The organism is Bradyrhizobium iriomotense (assembly GCF_030160715.1).
GTDB classification, from domain to species: Bacteria; Pseudomonadota; Alphaproteobacteria; order Rhizobiales; family Xanthobacteraceae; genus Bradyrhizobium; species Bradyrhizobium iriomotense.
The window spans coordinates 211,887-238,799 of record NZ_BSOW01000007.1 but is presented as its reverse complement, the minus strand read 5'-3'; the positions used below and the strand labels follow the sequence as shown (position 1 = coordinate 238,799).

At 64.4% G+C, this 26,913-nt stretch carries 26 protein-coding genes and 1 pseudogene; 10 read left to right on the top strand and 17 right to left on the bottom strand.

Annotated elements, in window-relative coordinates; genetic code table 11:
- The first annotated feature begins 2 nt into the window (after positions 1 to 2).
- The gene (locus tag QQL28_RS12755) at positions 3 to 1,451 is read left to right on the top strand and encodes a TRAP transporter large permease subunit (RefSeq protein ID WP_284265477.1); all 1,449 of its coding nucleotides are present in this window, start codon (positions 3 to 5) and stop codon (positions 1,449 to 1,451) included.
- A gap of 76 nt (positions 1,452 to 1,527) precedes the next feature.
- On the opposite strand, the gene QQL28_RS12750 is transcribed toward QQL28_RS12755, so the two are convergent.
- The 3 genes from QQL28_RS12750 to QQL28_RS12740 form a co-directional block, all read right to left on the bottom strand.
- Positions 1,528 to 2,832, bottom strand: coding sequence for a TadE/TadG family type IV pilus assembly protein (locus tag QQL28_RS12750; protein ID WP_284265475.1), 1,305 nt, complete (start codon positions 2,830 to 2,832; stop codon positions 1,528 to 1,530).
- A 233-nt stretch (positions 2,833 to 3,065) separates the two neighbouring features.
- Positions 3,066 to 3,314, bottom strand: a complete 249-nt coding sequence (locus QQL28_RS12745) for a hypothetical protein (RefSeq protein ID WP_284265473.1) — start codon at positions 3,312 to 3,314, stop codon at positions 3,066 to 3,068.
- 318 nt (positions 3,315 to 3,632) lie between these two features.
- The gene (locus QQL28_RS12740; protein WP_284265471.1) at positions 3,633 to 4,061 is read right to left on the bottom strand and encodes a hypothetical protein; all 429 of its coding nucleotides are present in this window, start codon (positions 4,059 to 4,061) and stop codon (positions 3,633 to 3,635) included.
- On the opposite strand from QQL28_RS12740, the gene QQL28_RS46115 reads away from it, so the two are divergent.
- Together QQL28_RS46115 and QQL28_RS12735 are read left to right on the top strand one after the other, a co-directional pair.
- The gene (locus tag QQL28_RS46115; RefSeq protein ID WP_431309597.1) at positions 4,020 to 4,406 is read left to right on the top strand and encodes a PAS-domain containing protein; all 387 of its coding nucleotides are present in this window, start codon (positions 4,020 to 4,022) and stop codon (positions 4,404 to 4,406) included. The genes QQL28_RS12740 and QQL28_RS46115 overlap by 42 nt on opposite strands.
- The gene (locus QQL28_RS12735; protein WP_431309596.1) at positions 4,321 to 5,313 is read left to right on the top strand and encodes a GGDEF domain-containing protein; all 993 of its coding nucleotides are present in this window, start codon (positions 4,321 to 4,323) and stop codon (positions 5,311 to 5,313) included. Before QQL28_RS46115 ends, QQL28_RS12735 begins: the two co-directional genes overlap by 86 nt.
- A 21-nt stretch (positions 5,314 to 5,334) precedes the next feature.
- Here QQL28_RS12735 and QQL28_RS12730 read toward each other — a convergent pair whose 3' ends face one another.
- The 4 genes and pseudogenes from QQL28_RS12730 to QQL28_RS12715 all read right to left on the bottom strand — a co-directional run bounded on the left by QQL28_RS12730 (position 5,335) and on the right by QQL28_RS12715 (position 8,014).
- Positions 5,335 to 5,895, bottom strand: coding sequence for a carboxymuconolactone decarboxylase family protein (locus QQL28_RS12730; RefSeq protein WP_284265467.1), 561 nt, complete (start codon positions 5,893 to 5,895; stop codon positions 5,335 to 5,337).
- A 217-nt stretch (positions 5,896 to 6,112) separates the two neighbouring features.
- Positions 6,113 to 6,324: pseudogene (locus QQL28_RS12725) on the bottom strand (CMD domain-containing protein); the annotation flags it as partial.
- A gap of 17 nt (positions 6,325 to 6,341) precedes the next feature.
- Positions 6,342 to 7,499, bottom strand: a complete 1,158-nt coding sequence (locus QQL28_RS12720) for a PLP-dependent cysteine synthase family protein (RefSeq protein ID WP_284265600.1) — start codon at positions 7,497 to 7,499, stop codon at positions 6,342 to 6,344.
- 50 nt (positions 7,500 to 7,549) lie between these two features.
- Complete coding sequence (locus QQL28_RS12715; protein WP_284265466.1) at positions 7,550 to 8,014, bottom strand: Lrp/AsnC family transcriptional regulator; 465 nt, start codon at positions 8,012 to 8,014, stop codon at positions 7,550 to 7,552.
- Positions 8,015 to 8,176: 162 nt separating this feature from the next.
- On the opposite strand from QQL28_RS12715, the gene QQL28_RS12710 reads away from it, so the two are divergent.
- A complete protein-coding gene (locus QQL28_RS12710) occupies positions 8,177 to 9,190 on the top strand; it encodes a 1-aminocyclopropane-1-carboxylate deaminase (protein WP_284265464.1) in 1,014 nt (337 codons plus the stop codon).
- Between the two features lie 213 nt (positions 9,191 to 9,403).
- On the opposite strand, the gene recQ is transcribed toward QQL28_RS12710, so the two are convergent.
- The 5 genes from recQ to QQL28_RS12685 form a co-directional block, all read right to left on the bottom strand.
- Positions 9,404 to 11,269 (bottom strand): DNA helicase RecQ, encoded by a 1,866-nt coding sequence (gene recQ, locus QQL28_RS12705; RefSeq protein WP_284265462.1) that lies wholly within the window; start codon positions 11,267 to 11,269, stop codon positions 9,404 to 9,406.
- 108 nt (positions 11,270 to 11,377) lie between these two features.
- Positions 11,378 to 12,121: a polysaccharide deacetylase family protein gene (locus QQL28_RS12700; RefSeq protein WP_348522490.1), complete on the bottom strand. Its 744-nt coding sequence runs from the start codon at positions 12,119 to 12,121 to the stop codon at positions 11,378 to 11,380.
- Between the two features lie 112 nt (positions 12,122 to 12,233).
- Complete coding sequence (gene metA / locus QQL28_RS12695; RefSeq protein WP_284265458.1) at positions 12,234 to 13,229, bottom strand: homoserine O-succinyltransferase MetA; 996 nt, start codon at positions 13,227 to 13,229, stop codon at positions 12,234 to 12,236.
- A gap of 12 nt (positions 13,230 to 13,241) precedes the next feature.
- Entirely contained in the window at positions 13,242 to 14,543 is a 1,302-nt protein-coding gene (locus tag QQL28_RS12690) for an O-acetylhomoserine aminocarboxypropyltransferase/cysteine synthase family protein (protein ID WP_284265456.1), read from the bottom strand.
- 212 nt (positions 14,544 to 14,755) lie between these two features.
- On the bottom strand, positions 14,756 to 15,691 hold the full coding sequence (locus QQL28_RS12685) for an alpha/beta hydrolase (protein ID WP_284265454.1): 936 nt from the start codon (positions 15,689 to 15,691) through the stop codon (positions 14,756 to 14,758).
- A 147-nt stretch (positions 15,692 to 15,838) separates the two neighbouring features.
- On the opposite strand from QQL28_RS12685, the gene QQL28_RS12680 reads away from it, so the two are divergent.
- Positions 15,839 to 16,726 (top strand): branched-chain amino acid aminotransferase, encoded by an 888-nt coding sequence (locus QQL28_RS12680; RefSeq protein WP_284265451.1) that lies wholly within the window; start codon positions 15,839 to 15,841, stop codon positions 16,724 to 16,726.
- Positions 16,727 to 16,732: 6 nt separating this feature from the next.
- Here the strand turns inward: QQL28_RS12680 and QQL28_RS12675 are convergent, their stop codons facing one another.
- The 4 genes from QQL28_RS12675 to QQL28_RS12660 form a co-directional block, all read right to left on the bottom strand.
- Positions 16,733 to 17,350 (bottom strand): class I SAM-dependent methyltransferase, encoded by a 618-nt coding sequence (locus tag QQL28_RS12675; RefSeq protein ID WP_284265449.1) that lies wholly within the window; start codon positions 17,348 to 17,350, stop codon positions 16,733 to 16,735.
- A gap of 186 nt (positions 17,351 to 17,536) precedes the next feature.
- Positions 17,537 to 18,412, bottom strand: coding sequence for an acyl-CoA acyltransferase (locus QQL28_RS12670; RefSeq protein WP_284265447.1), 876 nt, complete (start codon positions 18,410 to 18,412; stop codon positions 17,537 to 17,539).
- Positions 18,413 to 18,448: 36 nt separating this feature from the next.
- Positions 18,449 to 19,429, bottom strand: a complete 981-nt coding sequence (locus tag QQL28_RS12665; protein ID WP_284265444.1) for an amino acid--[acyl-carrier-protein] ligase — start codon at positions 19,427 to 19,429, stop codon at positions 18,449 to 18,451.
- A 68-nt stretch (positions 19,430 to 19,497) separates the two neighbouring features.
- Positions 19,498 to 20,718 carry an acyl-CoA dehydrogenase family protein gene (locus QQL28_RS12660; protein WP_284265442.1) on the bottom strand — a complete coding sequence of 407 codons (1,221 nt, stop codon included), beginning with the start codon at positions 20,716 to 20,718 and terminating at the stop codon, positions 19,498 to 19,500.
- Positions 20,719 to 21,061: 343 nt separating this feature from the next.
- Between QQL28_RS12660 and QQL28_RS12655 the strand changes: the two genes are divergently transcribed.
- From QQL28_RS12655 to mtnA, 3 genes are all read left to right on the top strand, one after another.
- The gene (locus tag QQL28_RS12655) at positions 21,062 to 21,334 is read left to right on the top strand and encodes a phosphopantetheine-binding protein (RefSeq protein ID WP_284265440.1); all 273 of its coding nucleotides are present in this window, start codon (positions 21,062 to 21,064) and stop codon (positions 21,332 to 21,334) included.
- Between the two features lie 275 nt (positions 21,335 to 21,609).
- Positions 21,610 to 22,485, top strand: coding sequence for an S-methyl-5'-thioadenosine phosphorylase (locus QQL28_RS12650; RefSeq protein ID WP_284265438.1), 876 nt, complete (start codon positions 21,610 to 21,612; stop codon positions 22,483 to 22,485).
- 18 nt (positions 22,486 to 22,503) lie between these two features.
- A complete protein-coding gene (mtnA, locus tag QQL28_RS12645) occupies positions 22,504 to 23,613 on the top strand; it encodes an S-methyl-5-thioribose-1-phosphate isomerase (RefSeq protein WP_284265436.1) in 1,110 nt (369 codons plus the stop codon).
- Between the two features lie 122 nt (positions 23,614 to 23,735).
- Here mtnA and QQL28_RS12640 read toward each other — a convergent pair whose 3' ends face one another.
- Positions 23,736 to 24,371 (bottom strand): HAD-IA family hydrolase, encoded by a 636-nt coding sequence (locus tag QQL28_RS12640; RefSeq protein WP_284265434.1) that lies wholly within the window; start codon positions 24,369 to 24,371, stop codon positions 23,736 to 23,738.
- A 135-nt stretch (positions 24,372 to 24,506) separates the two neighbouring features.
- Here QQL28_RS12640 and QQL28_RS12635 point away from each other — a divergent pair, with 135 nt between their 5' ends.
- Together QQL28_RS12635 and QQL28_RS12630 are read left to right on the top strand one after the other, a co-directional pair.
- On the top strand, positions 24,507 to 25,268 hold the full coding sequence (locus QQL28_RS12635; protein ID WP_284265433.1) for a S1 family peptidase: 762 nt from the start codon (positions 24,507 to 24,509) through the stop codon (positions 25,266 to 25,268).
- Between the two features lie 119 nt (positions 25,269 to 25,387).
- Positions 25,388 to 26,890, top strand: coding sequence for a flavin-containing monooxygenase (locus QQL28_RS12630; protein WP_284265431.1), 1,503 nt, complete (start codon positions 25,388 to 25,390; stop codon positions 26,888 to 26,890).
- Positions 26,891 to 26,913 lie beyond the last annotated feature (23 nt).

Genomic DNA, 26,913 nt, shown 5'->3' with positions numbered 1-26,913 from the left:
TGATGGCATGGCTTGGTCTCGCGCTCCTGGTGCTGGTCGGCATCGCGATCGTCTCCACCGGCCTGCCTGCGGCCGTCATCCTGATCGCGATGGCGACCTGTGGCGCCGTGCTCGGCGTGGTGTCCGGTGCATTCGATCTGGCGACGCTGGGTGCGCTGCCCAGCCGGCTGATCAACCTTCTCGAAAACGACCTGCTCCAGGCGCTGCCGCTCTACGTGACCATGGGTCTCTTGCTCGACCGCCTTCCGGTCGCCGATGCGCTCTATCGCGCCGGCAACGCGGTGCTGCCGCGCAGCTCCGCCGCGCTGCTGGTCTCGGGCATGCTGCTCGGCGCCTTGCTCGGTCCGATGAACGGCTCGGTCGGCGCCAGCGTGCTCGCGCTCTCGCGCGTGGTCTCGCCGCGGCTGGCCGCGGAGGGGATCGCGGCGCCGGTGCGTCACGCTGTGATCGCGGTCGCGGCCACGCTCGGCGTGCTGGTGCCGCCGTCGCTGGTGCTGATCCTGCTCAGCGACGCCATGCTGTCGGCCCACACCATGGCGGTGACGGCCACCGGCCGCAGCGACCGCGTCGTCAACACGCAGGATATCTTTCACGCGGCGCTGGTGCCGGGCGGCATCTTCATCGCACTATGCCTGGTGCTGTCCTGGATCGCCGGCCGCGTCGCACCCACGCCGCCGAAACCGGAGCGCCTGACCGCGGGCGAAGCCTGGCTCGCCGTCATCGCGCTTCTCTTCCTGCTCACGCTGCTCGGCGGCGTCACCGTCGGCTATTTCTATGCGGTCGAAGCCGCCGCGATGGGCGCCTTTGCGTTGCTTGCCGCCGGTCTCCTCACCGGCCGGCTGTCCTGGAAAGTCCTGAACAGGGTGCTCAGTGACGCCATCGCGCTGACCGGAGCCTTGTTCGCGCTGCTGCTTGCGGCGACCACGTTCACGATGATCCTGCGGCTGCTCGGCACCGCCGATCTCGTCGGCAGGATGGTCGCGTCGATCCCAGGCGGCGAGATCGCGGCGGTGCTCGCCGTGCTTGCGGTGATCGCGATCTCGGCCTTCGTGCTCGACGCCTTCGAGATCATCTTCGTGATCGTGCCGATCGTGATTCCGCCGCTCCTGATCCGCGTCGCGGATGCGCGCTGGGTGTCGGTGCTGGTCCTGCTCACCTTGCAGTCGAGCTTCCTGCTGCCGCCGTTCGGCTATGTGCTGATGATGGTGCGTGGTGTGCTGCGGGAGCAGGTTGCCTTCCGTCCCTTCCTGCGCGCACTGGCGCCGTTTCTGGCCGCGCAATGGCTGCTGCTGCTCCTTGTCCTGCTCGTGCCGCAATTGACCCGCGTCGGCCTTTCACCGGAAGCCGCCTCGCGCGCGCCTGCCGCGCCGCTCTCCGACGATGAGTACAACAAGCGCCTGAAGGAGATGCTGCCGGACCTCGACCAGCTCGTGCCGGCCGATCGCCGCTGACGACTGGCCGCAATGCTCAACGGCAGGCGTTTGCCTGGCCATTGCTCTTCTGGGTTAGCGCGAAACCTGCCTGCGGCTATTGCGTCAGGTGCGAGGAGGCAACCGCCTTCTGGAACAGCGCGGTGAGTGCGGCACTGATGCTGCTGTCACTCGATACCTCGTAGTAGTAGCCCGACGTCGCGCAAGCCTTCATCTGGGTCGCGATCGAGCTGCGCCACGGCGCGATGTAGGTCGTGTACCAGCTATTGTTGGTGATCGCGAGATAGGTCGTGTAGAGAATGGCGATGTTGATGCCGCGGTTCTTGATGGTGTCGCAGATCGTGGTCGTCAGCGGCTCCTGGCATCGCCCGGACGAGGTGATGACGGTCTGCGAGCAGCTCGACGGATAGTAGTAGTCGGCCACACCGTCCGAGATGAAGAACAGCCATTTCTCGGGTGAGGAGGCGGTGCCTGTGCCGGAGGTCGGAATCGTGCTGTTCATCGACGACAGGATGCCGTCGAAGTCGGTGCACATGTCGTTGTTGTAGTTGGTGTAGGGGATCGTCATCAGGTCGACGGAGGAGACCGCCGTTTTCACCGCCGACAGGCTCGAGGTGAGCGAGGAGATCGTCGCCAAGCCGATCGAGCTGCAATCGCTGCCCATCGTGTAGACCGCCATGCGATACTGGTTGCTGACGAGCTCGCTGGCCGTTGCCGTATCGGTGAGCGACTGTGTCGCCTCCCGCACCAGGTCGATGCGCATCGTGATGCCGAGCTTCTTTGCGATCGAATAGTAGCTGTTGGTCTGCTTGGTCTTCTTCGAGCTCGACGTATAGGTGTCGTGGCAGGCGAAGGCGCAACTGTCGGAGGTCGCGGCCTGCAACGCCGTCATGTCAGCGGAGGTCGCGCCCAGCCCCTGCGAGGGCGAGTTGTCCAGAAGCACGTAGAAGTCGATATAGGTGGGCAGCGAGGCTGCCGAGGACGAGCTCGCCGACACCGTCATGGTCTTGTAGCCGAGTAACCCCATGAAATAGGTTGAAACAAAGGACGTCGCCGTCCCTGTCGCCGTCCGCGTGGTCAGGCTGTCGGTCACGGTGATGGTCACCGAGCCGGTCGCCATGTTGTAGGCCGACATCTGCGCCGCGAACGTGTTCAGCGCATTGCTCTGTGCGGTGGCAGCGGTGTTGGTGATCTCGCTCTTGGCGGTCGCGACCAGCACCGCGTCATCGAGCGCCGCCATCAGCTTGGTGCGCGCCCGCACGGCGAGGGAATAGTCGACGGCGGCGCCGACTGCGGCCAGCACCGGCAACAGCGCGATGGCAAAGATGACCGCGATATTTCCGCGGCGGTCGGAGATGAAGCGCGAAAGCAGGCGACTGAAACGCGTGGTAGCAAACGTCAACTTGGCGCACCCTCAAGCGAAAACTGAACGCCTCAACCTGGGGCGCGGGTGCTTGCGGTTCGGTTGCCAAATGCGTGTGGAGACGTTTCCGATGCGTTGCAGAATTTGTCGCACGCTCACGGAAAATCGTATCGAACCATCGACGCTTGAGAAGCGGGCGTCGATCATTCTTTGGGATTGCGGAAATCACGCGCGTAACCGCAACACGCCCACAAGGGGAGAAGGGGTCTACCTCACCCTCTCGCGCCAAGCACCGCTCGTGCGGCCGTCACATACTCCGGCCAATGCGTTTCCGCGTAACGCTCGGCCTGCCGTGCGCAGGTGATGTCGGGCGCGTGCGCGGCGGCGATCAGCCTGGCGAAGTGCTCTTCGGCGACCGTCATGTCTGCGCCGCCGACGGAAGGATGGGCGCTGGCTGCACCCTTTGGTGCTGCGACGAGTCCAGCCATTCCGGCCAGCAACACACGGCGTGATGTCTTCATTGCTTTCATCCTCTCTCGTGCTCGTCGCCCGAGCTTGGCAGGCAAGTGTGTCGTTGCGATAGCGGCAGGGTAACGTCGCGCGCCCGGACAGTCCACAGATGGCCCGGTATGGTTTGACGCAGCGACCGATCGCGCCCCAATCGGATAGGCGCTGCGAGCGCCGCATTACATCGTGCGCAACTGATTTCCGGCGTGGTGGATTTTCAGTAAAGCGGACGTCCTGGAACTGTCCGGGTGGCCGTGCGCGGCCGTCGCTCTGCGCAACTGTTGGGCAACGGCTTTTCGTGCGCCCCGCGTCCTTCCAATTTGCTGCACCCGTCAACAGATCGTTAGCCTTCCCGCAAAATCGCGATCTGCGTTATCCCGCCGCAAGGGGCATTGCGGCAGACTGGAGCCGGTTTCGTCCAGGAGGTTGCGATGCCCCGTTTGACGCCGGAACGAACGTTCCTGGCCGGGAAGATCATCTTCAATTTTGGGCAATCGTCGCTCGATTGCGTGGTGCGACGCATGCCCGAGGAAGGGGCAACGCTCCAGCTCGAGACGGGCCTTGGCGTGCCTGACCAATTCCAGTTGAAGCTTGCGGACGACGAGTTGCTGGCATGCCGCGTGGTCTGGCGTTCCGACCGCGAGATCGGTGTGGCGCTCGGCAGGGCTGGCGGAGAGGCGAGGGCCGAGGCGGCGCCGGCTCGGCGCGGCGACGCATTGATGCGCAGCCAGATGCTGGCGCTGCGCGCCGCGCTCGATCACGTGCCGACCGGCATCGTGCTGCTCGACGCGCAGCTAAGGGCGCGCCTGATCAATCGGTCATTCCGCGAAATGTGGCGGCTGCCTGACGAGGTTGCCGACAGCAATCCCTCCATCCTCACACTGCTCTATCATGGACGTGATACCGGGGGCCTACGAAGTGCCGGACCCCGAGCTCGATGCGCACGTCGCAATGCGCGCCCGTCAGGTCGAGGCAGGAGATCCCACGCCGATCGATCTGCGCCGAACCAACGGCGACGTCGTGCGCGTGCAGTGCACGCCGTTGCCGGACGGTGGGCGAATGCTGACCTACACGCCTGTCACCGATATCGTGCGCTTCTCCGATGAGCTCAGGGTTCTGCGGGATGCGCTGGAGAACGTCCAGGACGGCGTTCTCCTTCTCGATTCCGACTTGAACGCGAGCTTCATGAACCGGCGGATGCGGCGGTTCTGGGAGGTGAGCGAGGAGGAAGCGGCCGGCCGGCCGGCTTACGCGTCGCTGGTGCGGCGCATGCATCGCGCCAGCGCGCCCGATCTCCCGCCGAGCGAGCTCGCAAGATTTCCGGCGAGGCGCGTCGAAGAGGTCAAAGCCGGCGATCACGTGCGCGACCTTCAGACCCCCGACGGCCGGCGCATCCGCGCCCATTGCACGACGATGTCGAACGGCGGCCGCATGCTGACCTATGTCGATATCACCGATCTCACGCAAAAAGCCAAGATGCTGGAGACGCTGGCAACGACCGATCCGCTCACCGGCCTGTTCAACCGCCGCCATTTCCTCGAGAGCCTCGATGCGGAATGGAGCCGCTTCCAGCGCTATTATCGTTCGGTTTCGGTGTTGATGCTCGACATCGATCACTTCAAGTCGGTCAACGACCGCTATGGTCACGCGGTCGGCGACGCCGCGATCAAGACGGTCGCTGCCGCGTGCCTCGACGGCAAACGAAAATCTGACATCGTCGGCCGCCTCGGCGGCGAGGAGTTCGCGGTTCTCCTGCCCGAGACCAGCCTGTCGCGCGCGAGAACGGTCGCCGAGCGCATCCGCAAGCGCGTGATGAGCTCGTATGTCGCCGCCCACAAGATCCAGTTTGGCGTCACCGTGAGCATCGGCATCGCCGAGGCCAGCGTCAGCATGTCGGGCATCGACGCGCTGATGGCTGCGGCCGATCACGCGCTCTATCAGGCCAAGGCCGAAGGTCGCAATCGCTGCATCGCCTGGTCGCCCCCGCCGCCCGCAAGCAAGGCGGCGGAGTGATCGGGCAAACGATGCCGGCGTCTAATCCGGTACCGGCACGTCGAACGTGTTCAGCGTGACCGAGACCATGCAATAGACGCCAACGAGATAGGACAATTCGGCCGCACCATGCTCGCCGAATTCCTTCACCGCCGCGCGCCAGGTCAGCTCGGGCAGCACGCCGCCGCTGACCAGCGCGGACGCCATGTCGTAGGCGACGGCCTCCTGCTTGGTGAGGTCGACCGGCCGCTGGCCGGCGACGATTGTCGCGAGCTTCTCGTCCGACAGGCCGCGCTGTTCGGCGACCAGCACATGGGCATAGAGCTCATAGCCGGAGCGGAAGTGCGAACCGGTGACGAGGATCGCCACCTCGCGCACCGGCGCCGGCAGCAGCGGATTCGACGCGATCGCCTTGACCAGCTCCCACACCGGCTTGCCGAAGCGAGGCTCGCGGATCCAGGGATTCCAGGGTCCGAGCAGCGCGCCGTCCTCGCGCATGTTCACAAAGCCCTTGAAATGGTCCTTGATGCCCGCTCGCATGTCCTCATAGAGCGGCTTCTGCTCGGCGCTCAGGTCCTTCGGATCGAGAATGGGAAGGCGCATGGCAGGTCTCCTCGTTGAGAAGCGGCGACCGTCGCCCGGTCGCTGGCGCAAGGCAAGTGAAGTTGCCGTGACGATCACATGGCATTGAGATGCCGGCACAGCCATGAGATTTCGGTACGGCCGAACCGTGCTGGCCGGTTCCGGATCGGGATGTGCTTTATCGCCGACAATGGCGGTCGCGGAACCACGCCAGCGGCTCGCCCAGCGTATGCATCAGCCGGTTGGCCCATGATTCGTAATGCGCGGTCAGCGGGGCATCGCCGACATGCCGGCACATCCGCACCGCCAGCGCCGCGCGCAGGCCGTGGCTCAGCCCGCCGGCTTCGCGCGGCACCAGCACCGCGTCACGCGCGGCTTCGCTCAGCCGCAAAATCTCGGCACGCGCTTTCAGCGCCTGGCCAAGCCGGGATCCTCGGGCACGGCGGCCATCGTTTCGATCAGCGCGGTCACCCGTCACCTCGGGAATTCTGTGGGTTTGCCACATCCGCAATCGTGAAGCTGAGCGGCTTGCCCGTTTCCAGGAAGGCCGACAACTCGGCCTCATACGGCGCGGGATCGAGTCCGCGCGCGGCAAGCCATTGCGGCTCATAATAGGTCTGGCGGTAGCGCTCGCCGGAATCGCAGATCAGTGTCACCAGCGATCCTGTCTCGCCTGCATTGCGCATCTCGCTCGCAAGCCGGCACAGCGTGAGGAAATTGGTGCCGGTGGAGCCGCCGACCGCGCGGCGCAGCCGGCGGGTCAGCAAATTCATCGCGGCGATCGTCGCAGCGTCCGGGATCTTCATCATGCGGTCGACCACACCAGGCACGAAGGAGGGCTCGCAGCGCGGACGGCCAACACCCTCGATCAGCGACGGCCGCTCGCAGACCTGCGTGCGATCCTGGTTGCGGAAACAGTCGAAGAAGGCGGAATGCTCGACATCGGCGACGCACAGCCGCGTCGGATATTGCCGATAGCGCAGATAGCGCCCGATCGTCGCCGAGGTGCCGCCGGTGCCCGCGCCCATCACGATCCAGTCCGGCACCGGGCGCGGCTCGCCCTTGAGCTGGGTGAAGATCGATTCGGCGATGTTGTTGTTGCCGCGCCAGTCGGTGGCGCGCTCGGCAAAGGTGAACTGGTCCATGTAGTGGCCGTTCAGCCGCGCGGCGAGCGCGGCGGCCTCCGCATAGAGCGCGCGGCCATCGTCGATCAGATGGCAGTTGCCGCCATAATGCTCGATCGCGGCGATCTTCTCCGCCGAGGTCGTGCGCGGCATGACCGCATAGAAGGGTACGTCGATCATCTGCGCGAAATAGGCTTCCGACACCGCCGTCGATCCTGACGAGGCCTCGATCACCGGCGTGCCTTCGCGGATGTGACCGTTGCAGAGCGCGTAGAGGAACAGCGATCGGGCGAGCCGATGTTTCAGGCTGCCGGTCGGATGGGTCGATTCATCCTTCAGGTAGATGTCGATGCCGGCGAGCGCCGGCACGATCAGCCGGATCAGGTGGGTGTCGGCGGTGCGGCACTGGTCCGCTTCGATCGCGGCGACCGCCTCGTCCACCCAGCCCCGCCGGTAGGCCGGCGCGGCCGGATCCTGCTGGCGGAAGGGGAGTGGTTGCATCGGCATCGGCTGAATCTCGCATGATGCGTATCGCGCATCAATAGCGCCGCTCAAAACTCCAGCGGCGCGTTGTCGACGACCTCTTTCATCACGAAGAAGGTGCGGGTCTGCCGCACGCCGGGCAGCGCGATGAGTTGCTCACCGTGGATGCGGTTGAAATCCTCCATGTCGCCGACGCGGATCTTGAGGAAATAATCGAAGTCGCCGGCGACGAGGTGGCAGTCGAGCACGAATTTGAGCTTTGCCACCGCCTGTTCGAAGATCCCAAAACTCTCCGGCGTCGAGCGGTCGAGCACGACGCCGACCATCACCAACGTGCCCTTGGCCACCTTCTTCGGCGCGACCAGCGCGCGCACCGAGGCGATAAAACCGTCCTCGAACAGGCGCTGGGTGCGGCGATGACAGGTGGCGGGGCTGATGGCGACCGTTTCGGCCAGCTCGGCGTTACTGAGTCGGCCATTATTCTGTAGCAATCGCAATATCTTAAGGTCGGTTCGATCGAGCCGGGCAGCCATGGAAGAAAGTTCCGTAGATTACAAATAATATGAAAGAAAATGTCGATTCTGACGATAATAGTGCAAGAGTAACTCGCATATCTAGACCTATTTGAGAGCACATTTCCTTCGACTAGTGCTACTCGCTCCTTCCAGCTCAACGCCAATCGGGATGACCTTACGATGCTGGAAAAATTCGCGCGCTATCCGCTGACCTTCGGGCCGACCCCCATCGAGAAGCTGGAGCGGCTGTCGAAGCATCTCGGTGGCAATGTCGAGATCTATGCCAAGCGCGAGGACTGCAATTCCGGTCTTGCCTATGGCGGCAACAAGCTGCGCAAGCTCGAATACATCATTCCCGATGCGATCGCTTCGAACGCCGACACGCTGGTCTCGATCGGCGGCGTGCAGTCCAACCACACCCGCATGGTCGCCGCCGTCGCGGCCAAGATCGGCATGAAGTGTCGCCTGGTGCAGGAAGCCTGGGTGCCCCACGAGGACGCCGTGTACGACCGCGTCGGCAACATCCTGCTGTCGCGCGTGATGGGCGCCGACGTGCGCCTCGTCGAGGACGGCTTTGACATCGGTATCCGCAAGAGCTGGGAGCAGGCGATCGAGGAAGTGAAGGCCGCAGGCGGCAAGCCCTACGCGATTCCGGCCGGCGCCTCCGTGCACAAATTTGGCGGGCTCGGCTATGTCGGCTTCGCCGAGGAGGTTCGCAGCCAAGAGAAGGAACTCGGATTCAAGTTCGACTACATCGTCGTCTGCACCGTCACCGGCTCGACCCATGCCGGCATGCTGGTCGGCTTCGCCGCGGACGGCCGCGCACGAAAGGTGATCGGCATCGATGCCTCCTTCACGCCGGCGCAAACCAAGGCGCAGGTGCTCTCGATCGCGCAGAACACCGCAAAACTCGTCGAGCTCGGCAAGGAGCTCGTTGAAGACGACGTCGTGCTGATCGAGGACTACGCCTATCCCGCCTACGGCGTGCCGTCGGAGGAGACCAAGGAAGCCATCCGCCTCACCGCGCGTCTCGAAGGCATGATCACCGACCCCGTCTACGAGGGCAAGTCGATGCAGGGCCTGATCGACCTCGCGAAGAAGGGCCATTTCGAGAAGGGCGCAAAAATCCTCTACGCGCATCTCGGCGGCGCGCCGGCGCTCAACGGCTACGCATACGCGTTCCGGAATGGGTGAGGGAGCGCGAGCGGCGTACCCCACCAAGATTGTCGTCCCGGGATGCGACGAAGTCGCGGGCGCGGGACCCATAGCCACGACAGCTCATTGGCGTGAAGATTCTAACTCCGAGTCTTCGCCAAACTACTCCTGGGGTTATGGATCGGATCTGCGCTACGCTTGTCCGGGATGACTGTGGAGGAATTGAGCGCGCCAACGCTGCTGCGCGGTCAGCTACCGCGTCCTGACCAGCCGCAGCAGCTCCTCGCCGTAGTGCTCGAGCTTCTTGTCGCCGATGCCGGGGACGTTGCGCAGTTCATCCAGCGTCGTCGGCCAGGCGCGGACGATGCCGTCGATCGTCGCATCGTGCAGCACGACATAGGCGGGCACGCCGCGCTCGCGGGCGACCTCGGATCGCCAGGCGCGCAGGCGTGCGCGCAATTCGGGATCGACGTCGCCCTGTGGCCCGCTCGCCGCTGGCGCAAGATCGCCGCGGCGGGATTTCGCGCGGCTGCCGCGAAGGCGCGTGCCGGGGGCTTCCTCGCGCAGCCAGACTTCCGTCTCGCCGCGCAAAACGCCGCGCGAGGATTCCGTCAGCTTCAGCGCGCCAAAAGCCTCGCTGTCGCTCTGCAAATGCCCCATCGCCACCAATTGCCTGAGCACCGTGCGCCACTGCTTCTCGTTGAGCTCGCGGCCGATGCCGAACACCGTCAGCTTCTCGTGGCCGAACTGCGTCACCTTCTCGGTCAGGCGCCCCACCAGCACGTCGATCAGGTGCATGGCGCCGAAGCGCTGTCCGGTGCGGTAGACGCAGGACAGGAGCTTCTGCGCCGGCACCTTGCCGTCGCGCATCTGCGGCGGCGTCAGGCAGTTGTCGCAATTGCCGCAATTGTCCGCCGTGACCGTCTCGCCGAAATAGGCGAGCAGCCGCCGGCGCCGGCAATGCGCGGTCTCGGCAAGCCCGACCAACGCGTCGAGCTTGCCGATCGACGCCCGCTTGAACTCGTCGGATGCACCGGACTCGTCGATCATGCGACGCTGTTGCACGATGTCGGAAAGGCCGTAGGCCATCCAGGCGGCGGACGAATTGCCGTCGCGGCCGGCGCGCCCCGTTTCCTGGTAATAGGCCTCGATGCTCTTGGGCAGGTCGAGATGCGCGACGAAGCGAACGTCCGGCTTGTCGATTCCCATGCCGAAGGCGATGGTCGCGACGATGACGATGCCGTCCTCGTTCAGGAAGCGATCCTGGTTGCGCGACCGCACACTGCCGTCGAGCCCGGCATGATAGGGCAGCGCCGGAATGCCGGCTTCGCCCAAGGCAGCAGCGACCTCCTCGACCCGGTTGCGCGACAGGCAATAGACGATGCCGGCGTCGCCGGCATGGCGCTCCCGGATGAATTCCTTCAGTTGCGCCACCGAATTGCGCTTGTCGACGATCTCGTAGCGGATGTTCGGCCGGTCGAAGCTGGAGACGAATTGCGGCGCGTCCGTGAGTTGCAGTCGCTCGACGATCTCCTTGCGCGTCAGCTCGTCGGCGGTAGCGGTGAGCGCGATCCGCGGCACGTCGGGAAAGCGCTCGGCGATGATCGAGAGCGCGACATATTCAGGGCGAAAGTCATGGCCCCATTGCGAAACGCAGTGCGCCTCGTCGATCGCAAACAGTGCGACCCTGGCCTGTGCCAGCAGCGACAGGCAGCGCGGCGTGACCAGCCGCTCGGGCGCGACATAGAGCAGGTCGAGATCGCCGGCAATCAGCCGGCGTTCGACCTCGGACGCCTCTTGCGATGTCAGCGAGGAGTTCAACGCGGCAGCGTTGACGCCGGATTCGATCAGACCCGCGACCTGGTCGCGCATCAGCGCGATCAGGGGCGATACCACGATGCCGCAGCCCTCGCGCAGCAGCGACGGCAACTGGTAGCAGAGCGACTTGCCGCCGCCGGTCGGCATCAGCACCAGACAATTGCCGCCCGCCGTCACATGGCGGACGATTTCGCCCTGCGCGCCACGGAAACCGGAGAGCCCGAACACCGAATGCAGCACCGCCAACGCGTCGCGGCGATCGGGCGGCGCGGGTTGGGAAGCGGTGGAGGAGGCGGACATGGGGTGTCGGACCGGACCGTGAGATTCGGACCACGGCAGTCGCATGGCGGGGCGATTGTGGCAAGTCTATCTTGTCCCTTTCCCTGCAAGCGGGGCGAGGTGACGAAACTACGCCCCGATTCGCCGCAGGGCTTCGGCGACTGTCACGATCGGAACGTCGCGCCTCTGCGCCGCCTTCAATGCGTGGTGCAACAGCGACGGCGAGCAGCCATAGGGGCTCGGCTGGTTGACGACGTCGTGGCCGTAGAAGATCAGCCAGCCGCCGCTCGCGTTGGTCTCGTCGAAATAACGATCGATGCCGCCGGCATCGATGTCCTTGTCGATCAAAGGCGTGGAACGCAGCAGCTGCAGGTCGATGACGTCGCGATTGACGCCGGGAAGGATGCCGCGCGCCGAGCGGAAGTTCTTGGTGAGCTGCGGCTTGCGCCAGATCGAGGCGAGGCCATAAGGGTAGGCGAAGTTCTCGAGCCTGATCGAAGGGTCGAGCGCGTGAAAATAGCTGCGGTTCTGCTCGATCTCGCGGGCGAGCGCGGCCTGGTCGAGATCCGCCGCGCGGCGATGCGAGAACGTGTGGCAGGCAATCTCGTGGCCGCGATGATGGAGTTGCAGAATCGCGTCGTTGGACAACCCGAGCCAGTGACCGGACCACTGCCCGATCTGGCTGCCGGCCAGATAGAACGTGGCGCGTCCGCCATACTCTTCCAGCATGGGGGCGCCGTGGCTCGCGGCGCTGTCGGGCGCATCATCGAAGGTGAAGCTGACCATCGGCGCATGCGCCGGCAGCCGGTGCGGCGCGACGGCGAAATGCCGGGCCAGCCGATTGCTCACGCGTCCGTTGATCGCCGACCACACCGGGGTTGTTTCCCTGTATTTCCAAACGGGGCGGTAGCAATGAACCATCCGCCCTCGGCCTGACGCAAGCTTTACGATTCGGTATGCCTAACGGGGGAGCCCGCTCGGCCCTTCAGCGCAGAGACAGCGGCGTGGCCGCATCCTCGGCGAGAAAATCGAGCCAGTTCCTGAAAAGTACGGCCGCAGCGCTTCCGGCGGCGATATCGCTGCGCAAATTCAGTGCAGGCAGCTCGCTTGCCATTGCCGGATGACGCTGGTGCCTGGCGCGCTTTTCGAAGCGGATGAGCTTCTCTTCGGTCGCCGCATCAAAATAGCTCACGGGCAGCCCTGGATAGGTCTCGCGCTCGCGCGCGAGGAAGCGGCCGAGATCGCGCAGATATTCACGCTGCAGCGACAGCGCGTCATATTCGGGATGGCCCTGGAAGAACACGAAACGGCTGGCATATTGCCGGGCGAAAACGTCGACGCCGGCCTTTGCCGAGCGCGTCAGCACCTGGTAGCCATGCCTGGTGAGGTCGGCTTCTGCGACCTCGTTTAGCCGCGAGTGTGAAACTTTCAACGGCACCGTTGCTGTCCGCGTCAGCGGATCGCTGCCGACCGTCTCGCAGTCGAAAACGCCGTGGCATTTAGCGGTGAGTGGCCGCCGCGCGATCCGGTCGAGATGCAGCACCGCCGCATGCGCGGCAAGGCACGACCAGATCGTCGAGCGCGTATTGGTCCTCGCCCAGTCGATGATGTCGGTGAGATCGCGCCAGTACGGCTCCTGGTCGAGATCGGGCGCGACCGGCTCGGCGCCGGTCACGATCAGCCCGTCGAATCTTTGCCGCTTCAGATCGGAGAGATCGGAATATTCGCTCTCGACATGCCAGCGCGCCTCCGGCGAGCGCTTGACCGAGGGCAGCGAAAAACACTGGAAGCGGATGCGGCGTCCGCCGGCAGCGGCTTGCAACAGCTTTATGAACTGCCGCTCGGTCGCCTTCAATGCCGGATCCGGCATATTGTTGATCAGCCCAATGGCGATCTCGCGACCGTCGCCGCGCGCGTCGCCCAGCGCCGGCACCAGGGCCGGGCTCAAAATACCTTGATCCTTGTCGATCAAGACGGTCATCGGCGCTGCCGTCTACTCCGCAGCCTGAAGCCGTTCCGACGGGCACGCCTTTGCCAGCGCCTGGTCGATGTCTTCGATGATATCTGCGATATGCTCGATGCCGACCGAGAGGCGGATCGTCTCCGGCAGCACGCCGGCGGCGCGCTGCTGCTCGGCCGACATCTGCCGGTGCGTGGTCGAGGCCGGATGGCAGGCGAGCGATTTTGCATCGCCGATGTTGACGAGCCGCGTGATCAGCTTCAGTGCGTCATAGAAGGCCTTGCCGGCCTCCATGCCGCCCTTGATGCCGAAGGTGAACAGGGACGAGCCATTGCCGGCGAGATATTTCTGCACCAACGGATAATACGGGCTGTCCGGGAAGCCCGCATAGTTGACCCAGGCAACGCGCGGGTCAGTGCGCAGGAATTCCGCGACCTTGCACGCGTTCTCGACGTGGCGCTCCATGCGCAGTGCCACGGTCTCGATCCCCTGAAGCAAAAGGAAGGCGTTGAAGGGCGACAGCACCGAACCCATGGTGCGCTGATAGATGCTGCGCGCGCGCTCGATGAAGGCGGTATTGCCGAAGCGCTCGGCATAGACGAGGCCGTGATAGGACGCATCGGGCGTGTTGAAGGCCGGGAAGCGTGCGGCATGCTGCGCCCAGGGGAAACGCCCGGAGTCGACGATCGCGCCACCGAGCGTGGTGCCGTGGCCGCCCAGAAACTTCGTCAGCGAATGCACTGAGATATCGGCGCCGTAATCGAACGGCTTGAGCAGGATTGGCGTCGCCACCGTGTTGTCGACGATCAGCGGCACGCCGTGGGCATGCGCGATCTTCGCGAGCGCCTCGATGTCGCAGACGTTGCCGGCGGGATTGCCGATGCTCTCGGCGAACACCGCGCGCGTGTTCTCATCGATCAGCTTTGCGATCGCATCTAGCTTGTCGCTCTCGGCGAAGCGGCCCGTGATGCCCTGGCGCGGCAGGATGTGGGAGAGCAGGGTGTGCGTGGTGCCGTAAAGCTGCGGCACGGAAACGATATTGCCGCCGTGATCGGCGACGTTGACGAAGGCGAAATGCAGCGCCGCCTGTCCGGTTGCGACCGCCAATGCACCGACGCCGCCCTCTAGCTCGCTGATGCGCTTCTCCAGCACCGCCGTGGTCGGATTGGCGATGCGGCTGTAGCGATAGCCTTCAGCTTCGAGATTGAAGAGAGCTGCGCCGTGATCGGCGCTGTCGAACGCATAGGCCGCGGTCTGGTAGATCGGCACGGCGACCGCATGCGTGGTCGCTTCTGGTTCGTAGCCGGCGTGAATAGCGATCGTTTCGTTGCGCATCGTTCACCTCCGCATTTCAGCGGGTCGCACTTATTGGCACGTCAAGGGATGTGCGTTATCCGTCGTCCTCGTGTTAGAGGCGGGTGGTAAAGCGGGCAATAATTCGTCTAGAGATCGACGAAGTAACCCTAACGACTGCTGCGGAATTGGCTAAAATTTGAATCAACCTGTATCGATGGGGCCCTCGAGGGGGAGGGGGCGGTGAGTACGCCTCACTCTCCGACCGCGCGCCGGACCTGTTCGCCGATCTGCGACAGCACGAGCTGCGCCTGCGGCAGGATCGCGCCCATGGCGTGGAAATTGTGAACCATGCCGTCGTGGCAGACATGCTCGACGACACCGCCGGCCGCCAGCAGCCTGCGCGCGTAGGCGTTGCCCTCGTCGCGCATCGGGTCGAACTCGGCCGTGTGGATGATCGCCGGCGGCAAGCCCGTCAGCCGCGCGGCGCGAAGCGGCGAGATGCGGGGATCGGCCGTATCGATGCCGTCAGCCAGATAGTCCGCAAGATCGGCGTTGATCGTGACGCGATCGATCAGGTGATTTTCGGCAAAGGCTTCGCGCGAGGGCGAGGTCTCCTCGAAATCCAGCACCGGGCAGATCAGGCATTGCGCGACGATGGAGAGCCCGGCGTTCTGTGCCGCCTCCTGGCACACGACGGCCGCCAGAGTCGCGCCGGCTGAATCGCCGCCGACCACCAGCCGCTCTGCGTCGATGCCGAGGAGATCAGCGTTCCGCGCCACCCATTCGGTTGCGGCGATCGCGTCATCGACCGCAGCGGGGAATTTGTGCTCGGGCGCGAGCCGGTAGTCGACCGACACCAGGCGGCAACCGGTCTCGTGCGCGATGCCGGCGGCGATGCGGTCATGGGTCTGGATGCTGCCGGCGACGAGCCCGCCGCCGTGAAAGAACACGAAGCCCGGCGCTCGCGGCGCGGCGTTTTGCGGCGCATAGAGCCGGTAAGCGAGCTCGCCGCTAGGGCCGGGCAGCATGCCGTCGGACGTCGTAACGCCGGGAGCCTCTGCGCGCGCAAACTGCATCAGCTTCGCCAGCGACTGCCGTCGCGCCTCGACGCTCGGGCGGGTCCGCACTGCCGGCCCGGCCGCGGCCATCATGGTCAACAGGCGCTTTGCAAGCGGATCGAGCGGCATTGGGGCTCTCTCGGGATCGCTGCGTTGAATCTGTGGATCAGCAATCCAGAATTGAGCCCCTTCGGTCAAGTTCCATGCAGGAAATCTTTTAGAAAATCGGCTAATAGTGACGCATATTGCGGCATCACGGTAAGGGGAGGCTGGGCAATGGCCGAGAGCACAAAACTCATCGAATACTCGCCGAGCTGGACCTTCTTCGAAGGCAAGTGGCACGAGGGCAACGTGCCGATCATGGGGCCACGCACACATGGCGCCTGGCTCGGATCCGTCGTGTTCGATGGCGCCCGCGCCTTCGAAGGCGTTGCGCCCGATCTCGATCGCCACGTCGCCCGTGCCAATCAATCCGCGATCAACTTTGGCCTCAGGCCGGTGGTCGACACCGACACCTGGATGACGCTCGCGCGCGAAGGCATTGCGCGCTTTGCATCGAACGCCGAGCTCTACATCCGTCCGATGTACTGGGCGCAGAACGGCGCCGGTGGCGGTGTGCTGTTCGATCCCGAGACCACCAATTGGTGCCTGTGCATCTACGAGGCGCCGATGCCAAAGCCGGTCGGCAACGCGATCACACTGTCGCCGTTCCGCAGACCGACGGCGGAATGCGCACCGGTCGAGGCAAAGGCGGCCTGCCTCTATCCGAACAATTCGCGCGCGCTCGCCGAAGCCGCCTCCCGCGGCTTCCAGAACGCCCTGATGCTCGACATGCTCGGCAATGTCGCGGAGTTCGGCAATTCCAACGTGTTCATGGCGAAAGACGGTGTGGTCTACACGCCGGCGCCGAACGGCACGTTCCTGAACGGCATCACGCGCCAGCGCGTGATCGGCCTGCTGCGGGCCGACGGCGTCACCGTGGTCGAGAAGACCTTGCGCTATGCCGACTTCGTTGCCGCCGACGAGATCTTCTCGAGCGGTAATTTCGCCAAGGTCGCCCCCGTCATCCGCATCGACGATCGCGAGATGAAGCCGGGCCCGTTCTACACCAAGGCGCGCAAGCTCTATTGGGACTTCGCGCACGCCGTGAAGCTCGCGGCGTAGGGCTGCTCACCCGCGCCGGCGAAAGCGGCTGAACTGAAACGCCTGGGTGGAATCCCAGGGTGTGTGGTGGACATCGTGCCGCGTCTCCACCAGTTCGAAATCCTGGCTAAGCTCTGCGGCGAGACTGTTGCCATCATAGCGCTGCACCGGCAGCCCGCTGCATTTCTCCGGACCGTCGAGCGCGAAGGTGCCGATGATGACATGACCGCCCTCGCGCACGGCCGATCGCAGGCGATCGACATAAGCGGTCCGATCGGAGGGTTCGGTCAGGAAATGAAACGCGGCGCGGTCGTGCCAGAGCTCGTATGAGCGAGCCGGTCGCCATGTCGTGACGTCGGCAACGATCCAGTCGACGCCGGCTGCGGCAGGGCCGATCCGTGTCTTTGCAGCGTCAAGCGCATGGGCGGAGAGATCGAGCACCGCAATGGAGCGGTAGCCTTCCTGCAGCAGCGCATCGACCAGCCGCGACGCGCCGCCGCCGATATCGACGATGGCGGCGTCACGGCCCGGATTCGCTGCGTGGATCATTTGAAGCGAGATGGCCGGGCTGTCCTCGAACCAGCTCACCTCACGCTCGCCCTTGGTCGTGTAGACGCGTTCCCAATGCGCGCTGCGCTCGGACATGGATTGGTTTCCGTCGTTCGGAGGAAACTACCACATTTCCGGTGCCATCACCCGCGAAAGCGGGTGATCCAGTATTCCGAGACGTCTGTAATAGAACAGAGAAGCCGCGGCGTACTGGATGCCCCGCCTTCGCGGGGCGTGATAGCGGAGAATGTGCCGCCAGCAAGTCGATTGCGACGGACGCCCTCACGGCCCGTACAGCACGAGCTCCGTGTCGGTGAGGTCGGCGAGCTCCGGCCGGTGTGGGCCCTTGAAGTATTTTCGGCCGCGCCGCTCGGTGTAGATGCCGGTGAGGCCGGGGATGGGGCCGTTGGAATCGACGATGACCGAGATCTTGCCGAGCCGCAGCAGCAGGCGGCCGATGCGGCCGGCGCAGGCGACGAATTCGGCGACGCTGCGGCAATAGATCAGTTGCATCGCAGGCGGCGCGATCCAGCCGCGGCGGATGCGCACCGGTTGCAGGATGAAGGGGAATACGCCCTTCGGCGTGCGGACCACGAGGCTCAGGCAGTTGTAGCGCGCATGCCGCGTCAAAAGCTCGGTCTCGGCCTCGCCGAGGCCCTCGATCCGCTTGGCGTGCGGCGCGATCACCTCGATCTTGGTCCAGCGCGGCACGCGCGACAGCACCGGCACCGAGAAGAACAGGCCGCGGCAATACGCGCTGAATCCCTGGGTCTCGATGGTCGGCCAGGTCCACACCGCGGGACTGATGTTGAGATAGGTCACGTCCTTGTGCCGCTGCGCGATCTTGGTCAGGAACGGCGCGTAGTTGCGGAACGCCGGCTCGACATACCAGCTCGACAGGTTGCATTGGATGGCGATGGTCTCGCCGTCCTGGCGCGCCGTGTAGATCAGAAGCAGCACGCCGACCGGCGAGCCGTCATTGTCGAGCATGTAGCCGAAGCGCGGATAGCCCTCGGGCACGGGCCGGAAGGCCTGGCGGCGCAGGCCCTGAATCCAATAGTCGCGCGAGCGGCCGACGAAGCCGCGCGTCAGCAGGTCCGCGATGGCATCGACATCGGACTCTGTGATCTCGCGGCACCGGATCTTGGTATGGATCACGCTCGTCTTGCCCGTGGAAATGATCGGCCTCGTCGCTTAGCGCCAGCCTTCGACATGGGCGTCAGTTGCCACGTGCGGCGACAGGCCCAGGATGTCCCGCACCTTGGCGGGCCAGACGGAGAGGTCGACACCGTGGGTGTGGAACATCGCGACGGCGAGGCGGTCCATGCCGAACGCGACGCAGCCGGTGTGGGCGGGCTCGCCATTGGCGTCCTGGATACCCCAGGTCGTGCCGAAATGCTCGCGATGATAGTTGAAGCTCATGCAGGCCGTCGGCTGCTCCTCCGAGCGTAGCGGAATCAAAAGCTCGAACTTGAGCTGCTGCTGCTTCTGGCTCACCGCCTTCATCTGGCCGACGCGGCCGAAGAAGGGATCGCTGGCATAGTCGACACGGAAGGTCAGGCCGAGGTCGTGGGCGATCGCCTGCGCGCGCACCATCCAGCGCTCGCGAAAATCGGCGACGTCATCGGGGCTGCCGATGCAGACATATTCGCGCATCCGGAACGATTGCAGCCGGTCGAGATGACGCGACGGCTCGCGGCGGAAGCAGTCGGCGGCGACGTCGAAGCGCAGGCCGCCCTTCGGCAGCTGTCCGCGGCTCGCTGCAATCGGATAAACGGGATAGCAGGCCGCCGGCGACAGCACGAGATCGGCGGGCGAGAGCGACGTGGTCCAGTCGCCGCCGGCATCGAAGCGGCTGACCGCGGCGTTGATCTCGCGCTCGGTGCCATGCAGGCCGCAGACGCAGCCGAGCAGGTTCGGGAAGCTCTTGAGGTAGCCGGATTTTTCCAGCTGCGCGCGGCTCATCACCGGCGGAAAGCGCATCACCTCGGTGCCGGCCTCACGGTGCCGCGTGATCAGCGCGGCGAGCCGCTCCACGACATCCTCATAGAGCGCGGTGCGGGCGTAGACGCCGTCCGAGCCCATGCGGTGAAACAGAACGTCGGTGAGATGGTCGAGCGGATCAACCGCTTGCGGCGCGGTGTCGGGCGAGGTCGGGAGAACGGCAACGTTCATGGCCAAAACTTCCTGTTATCTGCAATTCTTCTTGTTGGTCGTGTAGGCTCGTCGGTCTCGAAGGCTAGTTAGTCCCGAAGGCTTGCCGGCACGCCGCTCATCAAGGTCGAGGTCGCGGCGTTGGCGAGGATGCGGTCATTATTGATCATGATCGGCGCGGAGAGCACGTCGCGCAGATGGCGGCCCATGGTGAAATCGCCGTCATTGCGATAGCCGGCAAGGCCGGTCGTGCGCATCGCGTGCATCACGGTCTCGACCGCCAGCTCGGAGGCTTGCACCTTGAGCAGCGTGATGGAGGACTGGAAGTCGAGCGAGCCCAGCGCGCGCTCGTCATGCTCGTGATGGGCGAAGGCGTCGATATTGGAGGCGATCAGCGCGCGGAGTTTTGCCAGCGACATCTTCGCGGCGGTGAAATGCGCCGCTGCCGGCGGCATCTGCCCGCCGGAGGCGCGCGCCGCCTTGCGGACGAACGCCTGCGCGCGCGTCACGGCGGCGGCCGCAACGCCGGCCCAGGCCGACGACCAGCACAGATGCGCAAACGGCGTCATCGTCTGTGCGTGGATCTTGTCATAGGATTCCGGGAATACACGGTCGGCGGGGCAGTCGACCCTCAGCTCGAAGCCGGTCGAGCAGGTGCCGCGCATGCCGAGCGTTTCCCAGCCCAGCGTCCGCTTCAGCGAATAGTCGTCCTTGGCGAGCGCCAGCAGCACCTGGTCGGAGGCGGCTGCATCGCCCGCGCGGCGCGCGATGGTGACGAGGCCGTCGGCCTCGGCGCCGTAGGAGATCACGGTGGCATCGCGCGTCAGCGCGATCATGTCGCCTTCATGATCGACCGCGGCCGCGCTCGCGCGGATATTGCCGCCGTTCTGGCCTTCGGTGGTCGAGGAGGCGAGCAGCCACTGGTCGCGGCCGACCCGGCGCATCATGGTTTCCATCCAGGGAATGCCGTGGCCGTGCCTTATGACGCAAGCGACCTTGGTCGTATGCATCGCATAGATCATTGCAGTCGAGGCGCAAGCACGCCCGAGCGTGTAGCAGATGTCGGTGACGTCGTAGATCGAGGCACCGAAGCCGCCGAATTCGACCGGGATCATCACGCCGAGCAGTTTTTGCTCGCGCGCGGCGTCGAATGCCTTGTGGGGAAAGCGGCCGTCGCGATCGACACCCTCGGCTTCGCCGGCTGCCACCGTCGCCATGCACGCGGCGCGTTCCACCAGAGAAGGGCTGTGCTCGAGAAAGCTTGCCTGGGCGTCGTCGACAGGTTGAAGGGCCGCTTCACGCACGTTCATGATTGTCCGCCTCCGTTACGTCGTTCGAGATCAGCACGGAGCACGCCGTGCCGATCATCCGACCATGTCTGCTTGGAGCGGAGGCTACGGATTTAATTCAAATTCGTCGACGAAATTGAAGGTAAACAAGGCTTAATTCGGAACGAGCAGTTAAGGCAGGGTTTTTTGCATCCGCGGATTTTCCGCGATCGCGTTAACGATGAGAGGACGGCGCGAGTTTTAGTCAATCTGAGTCATCGTTTACTAAGAAACGCGAGTTAAGAGTCGCGCCCATTGCGGGATCGGCCGGTCATGCCCATCGTAGCCGGTGCTCCGGACCTTATCAGAGTATGGGATATTGCAGATGCAGGCGTTCGATACCGATGTGCGGGATCGCATCATCAAGCTGGTGAAGGGCATCCTCGAACAGAATTCGCTCGCCGCGAACGTCGCGCCGGGTGTGCGCCTCGTCGACATCGGTCTGACCTCGATGGACATGGTCAACCTGATGCTCGGCGTGGAAGCCGAGTTCGACTTCACCATCCCGCAGTCCGAAATCACGCCGGAGAATTTCCAGTCGGTCGATACGCTCGAGCGGATGGTGGCGAGCCAGTTGCAGCCGGTGAAGGCGGCGTAGCCAAAACGACACCTGTTTCCCCGCGTCGTCCCGGCGAAGGCCCATACCGCGGAATCTATCCCATCGCGGACGGTCGTAGTACCGAACGACGGTCTTCGCCAAACCACGCCCTTTGGTTATGGGTCCCGGCCGTCGCCGGGACGACATCGAATGTGTGGCGAGCGCCGAAGCCTCGCTCGCAACGCCACGACCCGTCCCACCATCCCCGTTCCAAATCCGTCCCAAAACTGGCATAGCTTAACCACGTTGCACATCGCGGACGGGGTGAAGCAGGCATGACGCGGGCGGTATTGGGCATCATCGGCGGCTCCGGCATCTACGACCTGCCGGGACTCGAGGGGGCGCGCGAAGAGGTGATCGGGAGCCCCTGGGGCGAGCCGTCGGCGCCGGTCAGGCGCGGCACCATTGCCGGTCTGCCGATCGTGTTCCTGCCGCGGCATGACAAGGGCCACCGCCTGTCGCCCTCCGACATCAACTATCGCGCCAATATCGACGTCCTGAAGCGCGCCGGCGTCACCGACCTGGTGTCGCTCTCGGCCTGCGGTTCCTTCAAGGAGGAAATGCCGCCGGGCACCTTCGTGCTCATCGATCAGTTCGTGGACCGCACCCACAAGCGCGAGAGCTCGTTCTTCGGCAAGGGCTGCGTCGCGCATGTCTCGATGGCGCATCCGGTCTCGCCGCGGCTGCGTATCCATCTCGCCGCCGCGGCCGAAGCCGAAGGCATCGCAATCGCGCGCGGTGGCACCTATGTCTGCATGGAGGGGCCGCAATTCTCGACGCTTGCGGAAAGCATGACCTACAAGACGCTGGGCTATTCCGTGATCGGCATGACCAACATGCCCGAGGCCAAGCTCGCCCGCGAGGCGGAGATCTGTTACGCCACCGTTGCGATGGTGACGGATTTCGATTGTTGGCATCCGGATCACGACGCCGTCACCGTGCAGGATATCATCCGTGTGCTGACCTCGAATGCCGACAAGGCAAAGTCGCTGGTGGCCAGGCTGGCAAAGGATTTTCCGCGGGAGCACGAGCCGTGCCCGATCGGCTCGGACCGCGCGCTCGATACCGCGCTCATCACCGCGCCCGAGGCGCGTGATCCGGAGCTTCTGAGGAAGCTCGATGCCGTCGCGGGGCGCTTGCTCCGCGCATAAGGCGAAAGGCAGAACGCCATGAAGGTTGACGGCAAGCATTTTCGCAGCATCTGGCGCGAGCGCGACGGTTGGTCGGTCGGAGCCATCGACCAGCGCCGGCTGCCGCACGAATTCGTCATCGCGCGTCTCACCACGAGCGAAGAAGCCGCTGACGCCATCCGCACCATGCTGGTGCGCGGTGCGCCGCTGATCGGGGCCACGGCCGCGTTCGGCATGGCGCTCGCCATGCGCGAGGACAGTTCCGACGCCGGACTGAAGCGCGCCTACGAGACGCTGGTGGTGGCGCGCCCCACCGCCATCAATCTCAAATGGGCACTCGACGAGATGCGCGCAACGCTCGGACCGATCGATCCCCTGGAGCGCGCGGAAGCGGCTTACGCACGCGCCGACGAAATCTTGGAGCAGGATGTCGAGATCAACCGGGGCATCGCCCGCAATGGCCTGGAGCTGATCGAGGCGATCGCCGCGAAGAAAAAGCCGGGCGAGACCATCAACGTGCTGACCCATTGCAATGCCGGCTGGCTTGCCACTGTCGACTGGGGCACCGCGACGGCGCCGATCTATCTGGCGCATGACCGCGGCCTCAAGATCCATGTCTGGGTCGACGAGACACGGCCGCGCAACCAGGGCGCCTCGCTCACCGCCTGGGAGCTCGGGCATCACGGCGTGGCGCACACGGTGATCCCCGACAACACCGGCGGGCATCTGATGCAGCACGGCATGATCGATCTCGCGATCGTCGGCACCGATCGCGTCGCGGCCAATGGCGACGTCTGCAACAAGATCGGAACTTACCTGAAGGCGCTCGCCGCACACGACAACAACGTGCCGTTCTATGTCGCGCTGCCATCACCGACGATCGACTTCGCGGTCAATGACGGCATCCGCGATATCCCGATCGAGCAGCGCAGCGGGGTCGAGGTCACCGACATGACGGGCCGCACCGCCGACGGGCGGCTCGAGACGGTGCGGATCGTGCCCGAGGGCTCGCCGGTCGCCAACTATGCGTTCGACGTCACGCCGGCGCGGCTCGTCACCGGTCTCATTACAGAGCGCGGCGTGCTGAAGCCGGATCGTGCTTCGCTCGCGGCCGCCTTCCCCGAGCGGATCGCGACGGCGGCGGAGTAGTTTGGTTGGGCGATATCCCGCCGCACTCGTCATTGCGAGCGAAGCGAAGCAATCCAGTGTCTTTCCAAGGATGCATTCTGGATTGCTTCGTCGCTGCGCTCCTCGCAATGACGGAGAATGGACTATCCGAGCTTCAACCCCGTCGCCTTCTGCAGCTCCGTGATTGCCTGTGCAGCGCTCGCGACCTTGATCGTCGTCATCCCCATCTCGCGCGCGGGCTTCAGGTTGACGCCGAGATCGTCGAGATAGACGCAAGCTCTCGGATCGACCTTCAGCGCCTCGACCATCATCTGGTAGATCCGCGGATCGGGCTTGCGCAGGCCGATCTTGGCGGACTCGATGACGTGATCGAACAGCGCCATCACCTCGGCGACGTAGAGCGTGCGTCCGGTCATGCTGCCGATGGCGTTGGCGGGAAGATTGTTGGTGATGCAGCCAGTCTTGAAATTCGCCTTGATCCGCTTCAACGCCTCGACCATCTCGGGCCGCAGATTGCCTTGCAACAGCGGCAGCACGTCGCGGCCGCGCACCTCCGCGCCCAGCGCAAGCGATTCCGCGGCGAACAGCCGGTCAAATGTTTCGATATCGACCTCGGCGCGTTCGAACTTCGCCCAAGCGTTTTCCAGATGATTAGCGGCATTGGTGCGGCGGATGATGTCGGCGGGCAGGCCGCGCTCCTGTTCGAAGCGCGTGAAGGCCTCGAAGGGCGAGCTTGTCAACACGCCGCCAAAGTCAAAGATCACAGCTTCGATCGCCACTGTCCTGCCCTCGTCGATATCAGGTGAAAACCGCTAGCACGCTGCCGCTGCAACGGCCAGCGTGAAGGGTCTCTTCCAAGGGGCTCTTGGCTAAAGGCGTCCCAGCGGCTACCACACTTGCCCATGAACTTGCCCATGAACAAGACGTCGATCCGGCTCGCAGCAGTGGCGTTGCTCTTCACCGCACCCGCCCAGGCCATCGTCGGCGGCGGCACGCCGCAGTCCGAAGGCGTCGCGCGCTCCATCGTCACGATTGTCGGATCGCGCGGCAATTTCTGCACCGGCAGCCTGATCGCAGCGAGGCTGGTGCTCACCGCGGCGCACTGCGTGCAACCTGGCGCGGAGTACAAGATCCTCGACTATGGCGCCGACGGCAAACCGCAATTGCAGAACGTGCGTGCGGTTGCGATCCATCCGAGCTTCAACATGCAAGCCATGCAGTCGCATCGCGCGACCGCGGACGTGGCGTTGCTGCAACTCGAAATTCCACTCAAAGGAAAATCAACATCGCAGATCGGCACGCCACAAATTCCGATCGTGGTCGGCGGCCGCTTCACCATTGCAGGCGTCGGCGTGACGGTGCCCGGCGACGGCAAGAGCAGTGGCACGACGCGTGTTGCGGGCCTCGTCGTGACCGGCCAGCCCGGCACGCTGCAAATCAGGCTTGTGGACCCCGTAACCAACGGCGTTCGCACCGGAATCGGCGCCTGCACCGGCGATTCCGGCGGTCCGGCATTCGAGGACAAGCCCAACGGTCCCGTCGTCATCGGCGTCATCAGCTGGTCGACGGGGCCCAATGGCAGTGCGGGTTGCGGCGGTTTGACCGGCGTCACGCCGCTCACGCTCTACCGCGACTGGCTTGTGCAGACAGCGCGGAGCTGGGGTGCGGCGCTGTGATTTGATTGCGATTTGATCTATGTCATTTTGAAGCGGAAGCGCGGCGGGCGACCATGAGCCCGTTGCGGAGGAAACGCGTCGCTCGATCAAGGGCGACCTCAAAAGGCAAAGAATCAACAATGAATGTCGCTGTCCGTACTCAGCCCACCACGCAGCAAGCCACTGAACATTTCGATGTCCTGATCGTCGGCGCCGGCATCTCCGGTATCGGCAGCGCCTATCATCTGACAAAGCAGCTTCCGGGCACGAGCTTCGTCATCCTGGAAACCAAGGACAGCTTTGGCGGCACCTGGATCACGCATCGCTATCCCGGCATCCGATCCGACAGCGATCTCCACACCTTCGGCTATCGCTTCAAGCCCTGGGTGGGACCGCCGATCGCGACCGCCGACGAGATCCTGGCCTATATGAACGATGTGATCGAGGAGAACGATCTCGGCAAGCACATCCGCTACAAGCACAAGATCAATTCCGCGAGCTGGTCGAGCGAGACGAATCTCTGGACCATCGAGGCGGTAACGACCGATACCGGCGAGGCCAAGACCTTTACCGCGAAGTTCCTCTGGATGTGCCAGGGCTACTATCGCCATTCCGAAGGCTACACCCCGGAATGGAAGGGTACGGACAAGTTCAAGGGCCGCATCGTCCATCCGCAGACCTGGCCTGAGGATATCGATCTCACCGACAAGAAGGTCGTGGTGATCGGTTCGGGTGCGACGGCTGCGACGCTGCTGCCGAACATCGCCGACAAATGTGCGCACGCCACCATGCTCCAGCGCTCGCCGACCTATTTCCGCATCGGCCGCAACGCCATCGAGATCGCCGAGGAGTTGCGCAGGCTCCAGGTCGATGAGGCCTGGATCCACGAGATCGTGCGGCGAAAGATTCTGTTTGAGCAGGATGCATTCACAAAGCTCTGCGTGGCAAAGCCGGAAGAAGTGAAGAAGGAGCTGATCGGACAGATCTCCGCGATCCTCGGTCCGGACTACGACGTCGAGACGCATTTCACGCCGACATATCGGCCGTGGCGGCAGCGCATCGCCTTCGTGCCCGATGCCGATCTGTTCAAGGGCATCGCCGGCGGCAAGGCCTCGGTCGTCACCGACGAGATCGAATGCTTTGTCGAGAACGGCATCCAGCTCAAGTCCGGCAGGCTGCTCGAAGCCGACGTCATCGTCACCGCGACCGGCTTCAACCTGGCCGCGCTCGGCGACATCGCCTTCGAGATCGACGGCAAGCCGCTCGGCTTCGGCGACACCGTCACCTATCGCGGCATGATGTTCACGGGCGTGCCGAACATGGTGTGGGTGTTCGGCTATTTCCGCGCCAGCTGGACGCTACGCGTCGATCTGGTCGCCGATTTCGTCTGCCGGCTTCTCGGTCATATGAAAGAGAAGGGCGCCAAGAAAGTCGAGGTCAAGCTCAGGCCCGAAGACCACAACATGCCGATCCTGCCCTGGATCGATCCAGAAAACTTCAACCCCGGCTACATGATGCGCAATATGGACCTGCTGCCGAAGCGCGGCGACAAGCCGGAGTGGCAGCACAGCCAGGATTACTGGACCGAGAAGGACGATATCCCGAAGACGAATCTGGACGACGGGGCGTTTGTGTACGGGTGAGGGGGCCCGCGCCGCGGCCATCT

Bases quoted from the DNA above. Each gene is read 5' to 3' on its own strand.
- QQL28_RS12755 (WP_284265477.1), top strand. From the start codon at position 3: ATGGCATGGCTTGGTCTCGCGCTCCTGGTGCTGGTCGGCATCGCGATC.
- QQL28_RS12745 (WP_284265473.1), bottom strand. From the start codon at position 3,314: ATGAAGACATCACGCCGTGTGTTGCTGGCCGGAATGGCTGGACTCGTC.
- QQL28_RS46115 (WP_431309597.1), top strand. From the start codon at position 4,020: ATGCGCAGCCAGATGCTGGCGCTGCGCGCCGCGCTCGATCACGTGCCG.
- QQL28_RS12730 (WP_284265467.1), bottom strand. From the start codon at position 5,895: ATGCGCCTTCCCATTCTCGATCCGAAGGACCTGAGCGCCGAGCAGAAG.
- QQL28_RS12720 (WP_284265600.1), bottom strand. From the start codon at position 7,499: ATGCAACCACTCCCCTTCCGCCAGCAGGATCCGGCCGCGCCGGCCTAC.
- QQL28_RS12715 (WP_284265466.1), bottom strand. From the start codon at position 8,014: ATGGCTGCCCGGCTCGATCGAACCGACCTTAAGATATTGCGATTGCTA.
- QQL28_RS12710 (WP_284265464.1), top strand. From the start codon at position 8,177: ATGCTGGAAAAATTCGCGCGCTATCCGCTGACCTTCGGGCCGACCCCC.
- recQ (WP_284265462.1), bottom strand. From the start codon at position 11,269: ATGTCCGCCTCCTCCACCGCTTCCCAACCCGCGCCGCCCGATCGCCGC.
- metA (WP_284265458.1), bottom strand. From the start codon at position 13,229: ATGACCGTCTTGATCGACAAGGATCAAGGTATTTTGAGCCCGGCCCTG.
- QQL28_RS12690 (WP_284265456.1), bottom strand. From the start codon at position 14,543: ATGCGCAACGAAACGATCGCTATTCACGCCGGCTACGAACCAGAAGCG.
- QQL28_RS12685 (WP_284265454.1), bottom strand. From the start codon at position 15,691: ATGCCGCTCGATCCGCTTGCAAAGCGCCTGTTGACCATGATGGCCGCG.
- QQL28_RS12680 (WP_284265451.1), top strand. From the start codon at position 15,839: ATGGCCGAGAGCACAAAACTCATCGAATACTCGCCGAGCTGGACCTTC.
- QQL28_RS12675 (WP_284265449.1), bottom strand. From the start codon at position 17,350: ATGTCCGAGCGCAGCGCGCATTGGGAACGCGTCTACACGACCAAGGGC.
- QQL28_RS12665 (WP_284265444.1), bottom strand. From the start codon at position 19,429: ATGAACGTTGCCGTTCTCCCGACCTCGCCCGACACCGCGCCGCAAGCG.
- QQL28_RS12660 (WP_284265442.1), bottom strand. From the start codon at position 20,718: ATGAACGTGCGTGAAGCGGCCCTTCAACCTGTCGACGACGCCCAGGCA.
- QQL28_RS12655 (WP_284265440.1), top strand. From the start codon at position 21,062: ATGCAGGCGTTCGATACCGATGTGCGGGATCGCATCATCAAGCTGGTG.
- QQL28_RS12650 (WP_284265438.1), top strand. From the start codon at position 21,610: ATGACGCGGGCGGTATTGGGCATCATCGGCGGCTCCGGCATCTACGAC.
- mtnA (WP_284265436.1), top strand. From the start codon at position 22,504: ATGAAGGTTGACGGCAAGCATTTTCGCAGCATCTGGCGCGAGCGCGAC.
- QQL28_RS12635 (WP_284265433.1), top strand. From the start codon at position 24,507: ATGAACAAGACGTCGATCCGGCTCGCAGCAGTGGCGTTGCTCTTCACC.
- QQL28_RS12630 (WP_284265431.1), top strand. From the start codon at position 25,388: ATGAATGTCGCTGTCCGTACTCAGCCCACCACGCAGCAAGCCACTGAA.